Here is a 14,872-nt window from a genome sequence, read left to right as displayed (position 1 = left end):
CATGACTGAAAATTTCACTTTTAAAAACAATAAAGTTTATTATAAAGATACTTTACTAAAAGGTATTTCGGCAGAAGGCTTTGGTGAAGTATTATTTACCGATAAAAAAGGGGAGCACTATAATATCTGCTTAAAAGACATTAAAGGGGTTTGGTGGTGGACTTGGCGAAAAAATAAACCAAGCGTAAAATTCTTAAGCTCTGATATAGATAACTTCACTTATATTAATGCAGATTTTGCAATAGACAGCCGATATGTTTATCTCATAGCAAAAGATGGTTTTTTAATTCCTAATTCGGATGCCAAAACTTTTAAGGTATTGGAGGATACACCTTATTTCGCAAAGGACAAAAATAATTTATATGCCTTAAGTAGTATTAGCGGCTTGTCTATCTATCGAGATGCAGATTGTGAATCAATAGTGTCAGTTGGGTGGAATCAATTTATAACTGACAAACATAATGTATATCACTATGCTGAGGTAATTGAGTTAAGTAATTCTTCAAAACATGTCGAATGTTTTGACCACAACACACCTCCTACAAGCGACTTAAGCATCTATGAACAGAACAAAAAATATTTACTGGAAAAATACCCCAATCTCATTGGTTGGTGGCATCCAGAATATGAGTTTAATGTTGCATTTCCAACAACAAACCAAGATGGCTATTTTAAGACAGAAACGCACATTTTTTATTTGCATAAGCACCCTTACGGAGATAAAGCTTATCCTACACTAATTGAAAAAGCGGATGTATCTTCTTTTGAAATTCTTTCTCACTATTATGCTAGAGATAAAAACCACTTGTATTGCGAACATCGTATTGTAGAAAACGTAGATTTAGATTCCTTTAAAGTAATAAAAGATAGCCTGGCAGAAGACGAACACTCTATTTTCTTTAATGGATATCTCGTAGATTGCGATAAGGCAAGTTTTAGGGTTATTCAAAAATCATCAAACTTACCGTGGTTAGTTGCCAAAGATAAAAATAGTGTTTTTATAGCTACATTAACTTTATTTGGACAAGCCAGTATGAGAACTGGAAAAGACCAGACGTTAAAACCAATTTTTAAATCCGACCCAAGTACATTTCAACTATTTTCTAGACTTTGGGCAAAAGATACTAATCAGGTTTACTTTGATTACAAACCATACCGAAAAGCAGATGCTAAAAGCTTCGAATTTCTATTTTCAGATGGCGATGATGAATGGGCAAAGGACAATCAATATGTATACAATGGAAATGGAAAAAGAATACTAAAAAATATTGATGGAGCACATTTCAAAATGCTTAATAATTTTTGGGGTAAAGACAAAAAAAGTGTCTTTAATTTTAAAACAGGAAGTATTCGACCCTCGATAGATGTAGCTAGTTTTCAAATTATAAACGATGCAGGTGACGCAGCAGATAAAAACTTTGTTTACAGCTACCGTAATGGAGAAATAATAAAAAAGAAGCAATAAACTCTTGCTAGTAAAGTATAAAAATAATAAGGGGTATGTGCTAAATCCAAAGGTTATAGATATTTACAATAGTATGTCAAAATCGAAAAATAAGGTTATTTTTAATCCCCTATTATTCTTATATAAACGCGAAATTTTCAAAAATTATGAGAAATAAAATACTAATACTTCTACTTTTAACAGCAACTGTTGTTTTTGCTCAAAAAACGAAAAAAGTAAAAGAAAATGCAGGTTTTGGAAAGGCTAAATTTTATGTTTTAAAATCTGATGGAGTTACAAAACACGGAGAATACAAAACAACTTCATATACACCTCCTTTTAGAAATGTAATAACAGGGACGTATAGTAACGGAAAACGAGAAGGTTTTTGGACTGAAAAGTATGACCAATCAGGCAGTCAAATTAGAATGCAAGGGAATTATCAAAGTGATAAAAAAATAGGGAAATGGGAATATTACGATTCAAGAGGAAACTTAATACAAGAATTTGACTTTGATACGAATGAATTTGTATCAAACTCTGAATGCGAAACAGACAAAGATTTTGAAGTTGAACTAAACGGAGTTTTAGAAATAAAAAAATTGAATTGCCCACCAACTCGGATAGGTGGACTAAAAATATTTACAAAAGACTTGTATCGTGAAATTACAAAAAAATCACCTTTTGAAATAAATTCAAGTGGTCGAACAAGCATTAACATAGATGAAGTTTTAAGTTTTTTTATTTCAAAAGAAGGAAATATTGAAAACATAGAATATTCTGGAAAAGAGGAAAATGAAGAACTTGCAAAAGTCATTAATAACTTCTTGAAAGAAAATAACGAAAATTGGGTGAGCGGGATATTAAACAATGAAAAAATTAAAGCAAAAATTTCGATTCCAATTCGAATTCGAATGATTTATTAAAAATGCGTTGCGGGACAAGACATATATTGTTACTAGTTTATTATACCTGCTTACAAAGCCTGAAGCGTTACGGATCGTACTTAATAGTTATTGGGATTCTAGTTGTTTTTTTTTGTTAAATTAGGTGCTTAATCTACGCAACAAAAACAATACAATCACGTTGTACACAAGCTAATGAAAACCAAGTTATACCTATTCAAAATTGTTGCTAAGCATTTAAGTTTTACAAAAGCTGCCGAGCAATTGTATATTTCACAACCTGCTATATCAAAAGCAATTAAAAATTTAGAAGAGGAATATGAAACAACATTTTTTGTTAGAAAAAGAAACTCTATTGAATTAACCACAGAAGGAAAATCATTTCTTATATATGTTAATAAAATATTGGCTATCTATTCTGAAATGGAAGAGCGGTTTCTATATAAAAATGAAAGCTTCCCAAAACTTATAAGCTTTGGAGTAAGTACAACCTTATCCAATTATGTGATTCCTAAAGTAATTGCAAGGTTTAGAATGCAATTTCCTCAAACAAAATTTAATATAGTTAGCAATAATTCTAAAAATATTGAAAACTTAATTTTAAATGAGGAAATCGATTTTGGAATTACGGAAGGGAATTTTTCTAACCCCAAATTACACTTCGAAAAATTTATTAAAGATGAAATTGTGCTCGTAACCAATATTACTAATACTTCCTTTAAAAAGGGAAGTATAGACATAAAAACACTACAGGAAATCCCGATGATTGAACGTGAAAAAGGTTCTGGAACTAGAGAAATTATTGATGCCTTTTTAGGTGACAATAAAATATCAAAACTAAACTGCGTCGTAACATTGAACAGTACCGAAGCTATTAAAAATTATCTGTACAACTCTACCGACTATGCACTTCTTTCAATCAATGCCATTACTAATGATTTGATAAACAATAAGCTCAAGATAATAGACATAAAAGGCTTGTGTATTGAAAGATGGTTTTATTTTGTGAAAAGAACTGGATACCTTTCAAGTTCAATGGCGAATTTTGAGCAATTTATTCGGCTTAACCATAACTTTTAGTTATCTATAATAGCGAATTAATTTGCTTGTAGGTTATTTTTACACGTTACTTTTGTATCAAATAGTTCTAAATGATATGAAAGATATATTTTCAAAAGCAGTTTTCTTACTTATAGGTATTATAGCACTTTTAGGTGTGATAAACAGTCCAGCCGCCTTGTTACTCGGTTTTGCATACACCCTTTTTTTAAATAATCCGTTTAAAGAATACAGTCATAAAGCAATTCATTATTTTTTAAAAATTTCGGTTGTTGGATTGGGATTTGGAATGTTTATTAAAGAAACTTTAGCAACAGGTAAAGAGGGCTTAAGTGTAACCATATACTCGATTTTTTTAACCCTAACACTAGGGTTGCTGTTATCAAAATTTTTGAAGTTAGATTTAAAACTAGGACATCTAATTACATCAGGAACAGCAATTTGTGGCGGAAGTGCTATTGCTGCAATTTCACCAGTAATCAAAGCTAAAAGTAAAATTATAAGTATTGCTTTAGGAATCGTATTTTTATTAAATTCAATTGCGTTGTTTGTGTTTCCAGCAGTGGGGAATTTTTTACATTTAACGCAAGAACAATTTGGTTTATGGTGTGCAATTGCTATACACGATACGAGTTCGGTGGTTGGCGCTACACTCGGTTATGGAGACGAAGCACTAAGAATTGCCACAACAGTAAAACTGTCTAGAACTTTATGGATTATCCCTTTATCTTTTTTTTCAATGTTATTATTCAAAACAAAAGGAGAAAGAATAAAAATCCCTTATTTTATTGTTCTATTTATTATTGCAATACTAATTAATAGCTCCCATATGTTACCTGAAACAGCTACTAGCTTTATTGTATTAATTGCTAAGCGCTTATTAATACTAACGCTATTTCTTGTAGGCTCAACCATTTCTATAAAAGATTTGAAATCCACCGGAGTGAAACCTATTGTTTTAGCGCTGGTTTTGTGGATTTTTATTTCAATTTTTTCATTAGTATATATATTAAATTAAAGCAAGGGATAAAACCGCAGGTATAACATAGCGTGAAGGGTTTCTAATACGAAGTTTCGGGAGTATTTTAAAAAGCGTAAAATTTTAAAAAACCAGGCTTGTGTTTATTCAAAACTTAACCATTTGGTTTCTGCACTACATAGCATGCACACATTGTTGTGCTTTGGCATAACAAGCCTGAGCAGTACAGCATTACATTTACATACTACTCAATATTCACAGCTCACATCCCATTCTTTTTAAAACACTATATTTGTGTGTAGTAGGAAATTAAGGGTACTGCTAATACGAATTGTGGGCATTAGAAAGAAAACAACTTCAAAACAATATTTATGAAAAAGAAATCAAATTATCGCAAAAAGACTCTTCTGCTGTCTTCAGTAATTGCTTTAGTATGTTTTTTATTAAGTTATAGCTGTGCAACTAAGCCGCCATATGAAAAAGGAAATTTTAAAAAATCTGATTTAGTAGAGTTGACAAAATTAGATTCAACTATTCAGTTGGATATACGCTACGCTACAAAAAATAATCTTGTTGGTAGCCCCGTTTATACAGAGGCAAGGGCATTTTTGCAAAGACCCGCAGCCGAAGCCTTAGTGAAAGTTAATGAAGAACTAAAACCACTTGGTTATGGGCTTCTCGTTTTTGATGGTTATCGCCCTTGGAGTGTGACTAAATTATTTTGGGACATTACCCCGGAGGAGGATAAAAAGTTCGTGGCGAACCCAAAGGACGGTTCCAGACATAACAGAGGTTGTGCAGTAGATTTAAGCCTGTATGAACTTAAATCGGGCAAAGAAATCCAAATGACAGGGGTATATGATGAGATGAGTGAACGCTCTTATAAAAATTATTCAGGCGGAACGGAGGAGCAGCGGAAAATGAGAGACTTACTAATACGTAAAATGGAAAGCAACGGGTTTGAGGTTTATGAATACGAATGGTGGCATTTCGATTATAATGGTTGGGAAACTTATCGAATTCAAAACATTCAATTTTCAGAAATAAAATAAGGACGAGCAATAACCTATATAATAATTCGGCTTGCACTTATCCCATATAAAACGGTCTATTTTCTGCACTAGGTGTCATTTACAAACCCGTTGTGGGCAATTTCAACCAACCGGGAGAAGTCAAAATCAAATGAATAATTTTTTTAAAATAGCATCCTTTCTTCTACTAACTATTCTTAATTGTAAAGCACAGCCCAATGAACCCTCACGTTTTATCCCAAATGGATATGTAGAATTTGAAAAATATTTTGGAGACTTAAACAAAGATGGTCAAGAAGACTGTGTGCTTATAATCAAAAAGGCCGATACAAATAATGTAATAATAAATAGATTTGATAAAAAGGCAGACAAAAATAGACGTGGAATTATTGTGTTGCTTAAAGGCAGACAGGGGTATCAGCTCGTAGCTAAAAATTACGATTGCTTTTCATCCGAAAATGAAGATGGAGGAGTTTATTACCCACTTGAATTAAGAATTGAGATTAAAAATGAAAAACTATATGTACACTATGAGCACGGTAGGTATGGATATTGGAAATACACTTTTAGATTTCAAAACTCGCATTTTGAATTAATTGGGTTTGACGCAAGTAGTAATTTTGGGCCTATTACAAACAGAGAAACAAGCATTAACTTCTTAACAAAAAAGAAATTAATAAGAGAAAGCACCAATGAAAATGCAGAAGGTGGAGATGAGACCTTTAGGGAAGATTTGCGTAAAATAACACTTAAAAGTCTAATCAAATTATCAGAAATAAAAGACTTTGATAAATTGGATATGTATAATTATTAAATCTCAAAATATCGTATAGATTAAGCTCTAGTGGTTAATACCGCAGAAACTATATATAACATCTTAAGGCTCACATCTCATATCCTATTTCAATCAAAACATTATATTTGTTTGTAACACTTGATAAAAGTTGTGATAATACCCGTTAGCAACAAGCTGAAAAATGAAAATCGAGAAAAGTACACGAACAGATTCGAAGAAGTTAACGGAATTAACAATTCGTTCTAAATCTCATTGGGATTATAGTATGCAACAAATTGAAAAATGGAGAGATGATTTAACGGTGTCAGAAGATTATATTATTGAAAAAGAAGTGTATAAATTAATTGATTCTAAAGATAAAATAATTGGATATTATTCATACTTCAAAATTGATGAAGTAAACGTAAAATTGGAGAACCTATTTGTTGAGCCGAAGTTTATTGGATATGGCTATGGAAAAATGCTAATGAATGATTTTATTGAGCGGATTAGAAAAACAAGAACCGAAAAAATCATATTAGATTCTGACCCAAATGCTGAAAATTTCTATGCGAAAAATGGTTTTAAAGTGGTTGGAAAGCTTAAAACCTCAATTGAGGGTAGATTTCTACCGATTATGGAACTAAAAATAAAGCCAGTTGCTAACAATGTATATAAAAAATAGGCGGAATAGTAATGAAATCAAGGCATTTGTCTTGAATCAAAGTTCATAGTTAACCGAAAGTTTGGCGTTCCATAATCGCCTACTTTTCATATACAAGACCGTTACCACACATTATGACCCTGAACTTTCCTGAAATAGGTTGACTAAAAATTAAGCAATTAATTACAGTCACTTATGAAAACACAAAATGAACACTGCCAAAACCATTAACAATAATTTAAAAAATTGGCGGAATTCAAAATCATGATACCTTGATGTAAAGCTATAAAGCAATTGTTCTACTATACCGTAGTGGCTTTAATATTGTAAATAATAATTATAATAATTAACTTTGTACTTCGTTAATTTTAAAACAAATGGCATCAGTTTATTTCATATATACTAAAAAAAAACCTTTAGGGTTAGTGCTGTCATTATCTTACTTGCATGACGATATTTTTTTAAAAAATTCAAAAGAGTTTATTGATTAATCCCTGTTACGACTCAAAACAGGGCTACTCTTTATTATTCTCAAATTTATAACCTTATTTTCTTCTTAACACTATTAGCTCTCAAAACAGGAGCTCAATACTCTGCGCACTATTTTGATTGATTGAGTCACAACTACATAGTTATTAGGAAGGAAATTCAAAAAAAATAATATGTCAGAAAATGTAATTTTAACAACCGGAATATACGATATGATTAAAGATCATATTCGAAGAAAAAAAGTAAGTAAACAAGAAGAAGAACTATTACTTTTAGAATTAAAAAATGCCAAACAAGTACTTAAGCGAGATTTACCAGATGATATTGTTACGGTAAACCGACGTGTGAAAATTAAAGACCATACGGAAAACAAAGAAAAAGAATATATGTTTGTGGCAACCACTAAAGCAAACAATAAAAAAGGAAAATTTTCTATTTTAAGCGATGTTGCTGTTGCCACAATTGGTAGACAGGTAGGCGATATAATAAATTGGCCTTTTAAGGACGGGGAAAGAAAACTAGAAATTTTAATGGTTGAAAATATTTAACCTTAAAAAAATGAAAAAGAGTCTTTGTTTTAAAAATGCAAAGGCTCTTTTTTATTTTTCTAAGTGCAATGTATATACTTGATGGCTTATGAAAAAGCTAACCTCACTTTAATCTGAAGACAAGCAATTAAATATATAGGATTCTATTCTAAATCGGAATTATATTCATCTAATCTGGAATAACAAAATGGCATATAACATCATAAATAATAACTGGACCTAAACATCACGGGACTAGTGGGGAAGACGAGAGCATTATATACACGAACAAATTGAAAAATACGACTGTTATAATACTAACCAAGAGAGAAAAAAACAATGTCCCTACTATAAAAGATAATATTCAGGAACTATTAGAATAAATTTTTTTTACCATCAAGCCTCCCAAAACACATTTCACGTACGCCATTAATTTTCTAAGTTTAATAGTTAGGCGTACATATTGACACACTAAAATGGCACCCTATTTATTTTTTGGATTCCAAGAATCACCCCCCTACATATAAAAACAATAGTAGCTCCAACCAAAAAATCTTCTCTTACAATAAAGAAACTTTCCCAAAAGAGTTTAGTAATTTTGACATAATTCAAATTGCTAAAAAATAGAAAAGTGTTTCTTCATAAGCCATCAAGTATTTACATTCAAAATAGGAGGGAACCTACACCACATTCAAACATAAACATACAATAGCTAAAGCTACAAGCTGCAAAACAACTGCATATCCCCCATATTGCAGAAACTAAATAAAATTGAACTAAAAAAGTGAAGTTAAAACGAAGAAGAAAATTAGTTACCTATCTAAATATCTTAGATCAACCTGTGCGTTTTAATCCTTTTGTTTTCAGTCGAACCTTTCTATTATGGGCATTGTTAGGTTTAGTAGGCGGCGTAATTGCAGGAGCTTATTGGATAGTACTTGAATTTCTAACCCATCAAATTGCCTTCTTCGAGGGCTGGCAAGTAATTCCGTTAATGGCTAGCTGTGGCTTGCTAGCAGGTTTAATAATTCATTTTATAGGAGACCCAGGTGAAATACACCTTATAGTAAACAACATTCGTTTTAACAACGGCAAGCTAGATGCTAAAAATAACCCTTCAATGATTCTCTCCTCTTTGCTGTGCGTTGCCTCAGGAGGAAGCCTTGGGCCAGAAGCACCGCTAGTGCAAATTACTGGCTCAACAGGCACCTGGATTGGGAAGCTTTTCCGTCTTAAAGGGGAGGCATTAAGGTCTCTTAGCATCGCAGGGATGGCATCAGGTTTTACAGCCCTCTTTGGCGCCCCGCTTGGCGGTACCCTGTTCTCACTAGAAATACTACATCACAAACATGCCGTCGAATATTATAAAGCAATTATCCCCGCTTTTGTAGCAAGTTCCTTTAGTTACCTAGTGTTTGCGCTAATCATTCACTTAGGCTTAGGCCCAATTTGGGATTTGTCTGCCTATGAATATTCAGGGATTTTCGACTTTGGGTATGCGGTGCTATTTGCTATCGTAGGCGCTGCTTTAGGTTGGGGCTTTATCTTCTGTACTAAATTTTTTAAAACCATATTCGAAAAAAAACCAATCCCTATCTATATTAAAACATTAATAGGAGGTATTTTACTCGGCACTATAGCATTTTACCTCCCCATAACCAGATATTTTGGTCATCATGAAATAAATGAACTGCTAATGGGGACATTCTCACTAGAGCTATTATTTGCAATTTTAATCTTTAAAATAATAGCCATCTCCATAACTGTAACATCAGGCTGGCGTGGAGGGTTTATAATCCCACTGTTTTTTGTAGGAGCAACCTTAGGATTAATAATTCACCAATTAATTCCATCAATAAATCCAACACTTGCTATAGTAAGCTGTATGGCTGCAATAAACGCATGTGTAACCAGAACCCCAATGAGTACAACAATATTATTGGCCACGTTAACAGGCTTTGGGCATTTTGTCCCTATATTATTTGCAAGCCTAACAGGCTATTTCCTTGCTCCAAGAATCCCTTTTATTAGTTCACAAATGGAGAAGTCAATCAAATAGACCACTTAGAAATTACTGTCAGACGAATACATAATAATTGCCACAGCCACTCCTGATAAAACCTTAATAAAGTACCTTTTTCTTTTTGTTTATACCACATCCTTCAATAAACAGTAGGGTAATAGCATAAAACGAGCAACTAACATAATTAAATCCTCACAAAATAATTCGCTCAAATCACTATATTTGTTAAAGCTCTAATTAAAAAGCACTTATAATACGGTGTTGCTCAACATATAAACAACAGATAATGAAAACAACTATTTTAACTTTTGCGAGTTTATTGACCCTTGTATTTCAATCAATCGGACAAATTAATCCAGTTCAAAACTTAAATTGGGAACATTGGTATGAAAATCCAAACAATTTTTTTGTTCTCAGTTGGGATGAGCCAGAACAACCTCACGATGAAATTATCGGCTACAATATTTATAGAGAAAATGACTTATTTTTATTTATAAGCGATGAAACTTCTATTTATAATATTGACGATCCAGTAAATGGAATAGTTAGTAATTGTGGAGGAGAGGATTTTCTAATTTATGGCAATGGAATGGGATTTTATGCTCATGTAACCGCTGTATACAATCCTGGGGAAGTGGAATCGGATTTTATTCAAACTGAATTTGTTAGAGGATCATTATTGGGAATTAAAGATTTTAATAATCAGAAAGCTATAATTTATCCTAACCCTTCTAAGGGAATCGTCAATATTAACAATAACAATATCGAAAAAATTATAATATATTCCATTACGGGAAAAATCATTAAAGAAATGAAACCTCAATCTCAAATCGATTTATCCGACATCAATAAAGGTGTTTATGTTATTAAATTAATTTCTGACACTAACACCTTTATAGAGAAAATCATACTTGAATAATAAAGCACTATAACACCACATCTTATAAAACCCACCAATCCCGTTCTTCCTAAATGATAGTTCTATTCTAATCGTTTATATTGTTTATCATGTGGTGTTATACCATTGAAAATCTCGAAGAGTTTCAATTTTTAAAATCTAACATCTTATGTTACATTTTTCATTTTAATCCCTAATCCCTCATCCCTCATTCCTAACTTTTTAGTTCGCTCAAAACACTATATTTGTTAAAGCACTAATTTGAATGCGTTATTCCCCACATTGTACAACATTTGACAAAAAAACCAAATATGGAATTAGAATATTTAGGTAGTATTAAAAAACAATTTGAATACTACAAATCTGTTGGAGAAAAAACATTTAACCAACTTGACGAAAAAGATTTTTTTTGGCAATTTAATGAGCAATCAAATTCCATTGCGATAATTGTTAACCATCTAGAAGGAAATATGAAATCACGTTGGACGGATTTCCTTATTTCTGATGGAGAAAAAGAATGGAGAAATCGTGATTTGGAATTTGAATCTGTAATTAAAACAAAAGAAGAAGTATTGGAAAAATGGAATGAGGGTTGGAAATGCTTATTTGCTGCATTGAATTCTATTAATAATGAAAATTTTAATTCAGAAATATTTATCAGAAATCAGTCCCATTCTATTTTAGAGGCGATAAACAGACAATTTGCTCACTATTCCTATCATATAGGACAAATTGTTTATGTTGGTCGAATGATTAAAGGAGACCAATGGAAAAGTTTAACAATCCCAAAAGGAAAATCATCGGACTTCAATAAGGCAAAATTCTCGAAAGGAAAACACGATGGACATTTTACAGATGATTTAAAATAATGATGCAAAAAATAGAGGTTACATACTAAAGCCTTACCTAAAAACAACGACCTGCTTCATTATTTTTTTTCTGTAGGACGCTAGGTTTACAGCTTTAAAAACTAAAGCTAAATTGACCCGTCCTGAAATATGTATACACTAAAATAAATGATATGTATAAAAATGACGGATATATAAGACGGTGTAGTGAAACCGAAAAATGCGAATGGAAAAACATTAATGAGTTAAAAAAATGATTATCCAAGTGCAAGTATTTTAAAAGACAATAGAATAGTTTACAACATTAAAGAAAATAATTACCGTATGATTGTAAAATTCAACTTTGAATACCAAATATGCTTGATATGGTTCGTCGGAACTCACGCTGAATACGATAAAAATTAACGCAAATAACATTTGAGTATGAAAATAGCACCGATTAGAAACGAAAAAGACTATCAAAAAGTTTTCGACAGACTCGAGGATATTTTTAACCAAAAAAAGGAACGGAAGAAGGTGACGAGCTGGATTTTTTTTCAATCTTAATTGACAGGTATGAAAACGAAAACCCTCCAATTGGAATGCCAGACCCAATTGAAGCAATCAAATTCCGAATGGAATAAATGGGAATAAAACAAAAGGTTTTAGCAGAAGTCGTTGAATTTAAAAGTAGAGTAAGCGAATTTTTAAGTAAAAAACCTAAACTGACTTTAGGAATAATAAGAAAACTAAACTCAACATTTCACATTCCGACTGAAGTTTTAGTTCAAGATTATTAAAAAAGCCAGTTGCCCACAATGGTTATAAGTAATCGCTTGTTCTCGTCTACCCACAAATCCCGAAGCTTCAGGGCTCGCTTCCCGATAGCTATCGCGTACGTGTTTTTTATAAAGTACAATAGTGTAGGGGAGATGCGTCCTTCCGCTATTTCAAACCACAACTATGGCACTCCTAAGCTTAATTAGCATCAAGCGCCAAACGGAAACCATACACAGGAGCTGGAACAGTAGACTGAGCATGATATCTATTATAAACCAAGCATTCATAATCCGAACTGCTATTAGAACCTCCGCGGAGCACATAATGTGTACCATAACCGGAAGCTTCAGGGCCCTGTGGGTTAGTAGCTTCACTATTCGCATAATAATCCGCATCATAAACATCACTACACCATTCCCATAGCCCTCCAGATAGATCATACAAGCCCAATTCATTTGGCTTTAAGCTTCCCTTGGTAGTTTCAGGCACCGTATTCTTCTTATAGTTCGCAACCTCATCAATAGTATTGCTCCCTGCATACGCATAGCCATTACTCATATTTCCGCCTCTAGCGGCATATTCCCATTCTGCCTCTGTTGGTAACCTGTATTTTAAACCCGTAAGTGTGTTAAGTTCTTCAATGAACTCCAATGCCCAGTCCCGCGATACGGATCGCTGTGCATAATCACTGCTACTATCGGTCGTCATGTTTTTTGTTATAGCTAACCACTGTGTTTTAGTTACCTCATACATGCCAATATAAAAATCATCCACAGTTACCGTATGTATAGGTAGGGGTTGCAAATCCTTCTTGGTGCGGGGCACTTCTCCTCCCATGTTAAAGCTTCCTCCTTTTACAAATACCATCTCACTGCGTAGCTTTTTCAAAACCGCAGCATGTTTACTGCTTTTCTCATAAATGAAATTCAAATCCTCATAACGCTCACAGGCTAGCGGATTTCCGAAACTGCAAATTGATTTTAAAATAGGAAGCGCTTCTCCTGTCTTACCAGCTTCCAGTAAGTTGTAGGCTGTTATAAAAGCATCAATATTAATCGCACTATCTTTTATTTTCTTATGAATGCTATAAACTTCCGTTAGTTTATCTAAGGGAACTTTGGTTTCAAAGGTCTTTAAGTAGGTATCTGTAAGTAAATTCAATACCGTTACGTTATCAAGATATTCCACATTCAGAGGATATGATTTTTTACCACTGCCAATATGTTCCTCCGTTTGTTTTTTAAGCTCCTCAAGTTCGGCAAGCTGTGCCTTTGAAGGATAACCCGTTTCCGAATCTTTAATTTTCTTCTGTATAAACGTAAGACGGTTTAACAATCTTTCGCCTTCCCTATAGGTGAAAGCATTACGGTTCAAAATTTCTAAATACATCACCTTAGCATTCGTGCTACCCAATAACTCCTTTACGGTTTCTAGATGTGCTAAACTCTCAGAATAATTCCCAGCTTGATAATCCGTTTCCGCCTCTGCGTATTCTATTTTAGCAAGCCCGCTTTGAGCTTCCATACCAAAACTAAAAACAATAAGTAAAAGGAATGTAAGTGTATATTTCATGGTAGTTTTAATTTTATCAGGTAGTAGCTTTAGTATGTTTAGTTTTTAAATTCCCTCAAGCACGCTAGTTGGTATCACCCTAGGTTATGTACAGCTCCTTAATAGGCACAAAGAACCCTAAGGTGGATAAGGCTTAGCACAAAAGTGCTTTAGCCTCCATTTTCTATAGTAGTTATTAGATTTTTTAAGGCAGTGCATGCCATTGTGTTGCCAGCGTCACATGCTTTCTGGTAATAAGGTCGCGCTTCTTTATATTTTTTTGCTTCATAAAGTTTTCCCCCAAGCGTAAAGTCGTCCATTCCTACATTAAGTGCTTTATGCTCCTTATTAATCATATAAACTTCTTTCAACTTTGCTAAAGGCACACTTGCTTCAAAGCTTGCAATATAAGTGTCAGAGAGGTTTTCAATACGTTTACTGGCTTCAATAAGCGTAATTTCTTTTGTTACATCCTTATAGCCGTTAGCATCTATATCTTTTAGTCGTTGTTCTACCTCCAGTATCTTTTTCGCATAACTTTCTTTGGACTCCAACCCAATATTCTTTATATTCTTATAAGTATCGTAGTCTGCAACTAATGAGTTTAGGTTAATAAGTGTATTTTCTAGATATGTCTTAGGATCCAAACCGTAGGTTTCAGCAAAATCCTTACTCACATTAAACTGCTTGTCGAATAGATACACCTGATGCCTGCTTAAAATTTCCAAATACATAACTTTTGCATTCGTACTTCCTAAAAGCGCTTTCACAGTTTCAAGATGCGCTAGCGTTTTCTTGTATTTCTGCTCCTGAAAAGCGGTCTCCGCTTCTCCATATTCAATTTTTGCTAGTTCATTTTGAGCCCCGCATACACCTACAAAGCCAATCATAACCACCAAGCAAATAACAATTCTTTTCAT

At 33.0% G+C, this 14,872-nt stretch carries 13 protein-coding genes and 2 pseudogenes; 13 read left to right on the top strand and 2 right to left on the bottom strand.

Going from position 1 to position 14,872, the window contains the following annotated elements:
- Position 1: 1 nt before the first annotated feature.
- From ABJ955_RS12895 to ABJ955_RS12835, 13 genes and pseudogenes are all read left to right on the top strand, one after another.
- Complete coding sequence (locus ABJ955_RS12895; RefSeq protein WP_347375043.1) at positions 2-1,465, top strand: DKNYY domain-containing protein; 1,464 nt, start codon at positions 2-4, stop codon at positions 1,463-1,465.
- Positions 1,466-1,611: 146 nt separating this feature from the next.
- Entirely contained in the window at positions 1,612-2,370 is a 759-nt protein-coding gene (locus ABJ955_RS12890) for a hypothetical protein (RefSeq protein WP_347375042.1), read from the top strand.
- 174 nt (positions 2,371-2,544) lie between these two features.
- Entirely contained in the window at positions 2,545-3,429 is an 885-nt protein-coding gene (locus ABJ955_RS12885; protein WP_347375041.1) for a LysR family transcriptional regulator, read from the top strand.
- A 76-nt stretch (positions 3,430-3,505) separates the two neighbouring features.
- The gene (locus tag ABJ955_RS12880) at positions 3,506-4,426 is read left to right on the top strand and encodes a putative sulfate exporter family transporter (RefSeq protein WP_347375040.1); all 921 of its coding nucleotides are present in this window, start codon (positions 3,506-3,508) and stop codon (positions 4,424-4,426) included.
- A gap of 332 nt (positions 4,427-4,758) precedes the next feature.
- Positions 4,759-5,439 (top strand): M15 family metallopeptidase, encoded by a 681-nt coding sequence (locus ABJ955_RS12875; RefSeq protein WP_347375039.1) that lies wholly within the window; start codon positions 4,759-4,761, stop codon positions 5,437-5,439.
- A 130-nt stretch (positions 5,440-5,569) separates the two neighbouring features.
- Entirely contained in the window at positions 5,570-6,232 is a 663-nt protein-coding gene (locus ABJ955_RS12870) for a hypothetical protein (RefSeq protein ID WP_347375038.1), read from the top strand.
- A gap of 163 nt (positions 6,233-6,395) precedes the next feature.
- Positions 6,396-6,878: a GNAT family N-acetyltransferase gene (locus ABJ955_RS12865; protein WP_347375037.1), complete on the top strand. Its 483-nt coding sequence runs from the start codon at positions 6,396-6,398 to the stop codon at positions 6,876-6,878.
- Between the two features lie 641 nt (positions 6,879-7,519).
- Positions 7,520-7,894, top strand: a complete 375-nt coding sequence (locus ABJ955_RS12860; RefSeq protein WP_347375036.1) for a GreA/GreB family elongation factor — start codon at positions 7,520-7,522, stop codon at positions 7,892-7,894.
- A gap of 763 nt (positions 7,895-8,657) precedes the next feature.
- A complete protein-coding gene (locus tag ABJ955_RS12855) occupies positions 8,658-9,932 on the top strand; it encodes a chloride channel protein (protein WP_347375035.1) in 1,275 nt (424 codons plus the stop codon).
- 250 nt (positions 9,933-10,182) lie between these two features.
- The gene (locus tag ABJ955_RS12850; RefSeq protein WP_347375034.1) at positions 10,183-10,815 is read left to right on the top strand and encodes a T9SS type A sorting domain-containing protein; all 633 of its coding nucleotides are present in this window, start codon (positions 10,183-10,185) and stop codon (positions 10,813-10,815) included.
- A 290-nt stretch (positions 10,816-11,105) separates the two neighbouring features.
- Positions 11,106-11,663, top strand: coding sequence for a DUF1572 family protein (locus ABJ955_RS12845; protein ID WP_347375033.1), 558 nt, complete (start codon positions 11,106-11,108; stop codon positions 11,661-11,663).
- Positions 11,664-11,815: 152 nt separating this feature from the next.
- Positions 11,816-12,063 (top strand): annotated as a pseudogene (locus ABJ955_RS12840) (type II toxin-antitoxin system HigB family toxin).
- A 2-nt stretch (positions 12,064-12,065) separates the two neighbouring features.
- Positions 12,066-12,421: pseudogene (locus ABJ955_RS12835) on the top strand (transcriptional regulator).
- Positions 12,422-12,599: 178 nt separating this feature from the next.
- On the opposite strand, the gene ABJ955_RS12830 reads toward ABJ955_RS12835, so the two are convergent.
- Together ABJ955_RS12830 and ABJ955_RS12825 are read right to left on the bottom strand one after the other, a co-directional pair.
- Positions 12,600-13,973 (bottom strand): SUMF1/EgtB/PvdO family nonheme iron enzyme, encoded by a 1,374-nt coding sequence (locus ABJ955_RS12830; RefSeq protein ID WP_347375032.1) that lies wholly within the window; start codon positions 13,971-13,973, stop codon positions 12,600-12,602.
- A 149-nt stretch (positions 13,974-14,122) separates the two neighbouring features.
- Positions 14,123-14,872 carry a hypothetical protein gene (locus ABJ955_RS12825; protein WP_347375031.1) on the bottom strand — a complete coding sequence of 250 codons (750 nt, stop codon included), beginning with the start codon at positions 14,870-14,872 and terminating at the stop codon, positions 14,123-14,125.

It is taken from the genome of Aequorivita sp. Q41, assembly GCF_039831855.1.
Taxonomy (GTDB): Bacteria; Bacteroidota; Bacteroidia; order Flavobacteriales; family Flavobacteriaceae; genus Aequorivita.
Note: the sequence above shows the minus strand (reverse complement) of the source record. Positions and strands in the feature narration are given on the sequence as shown.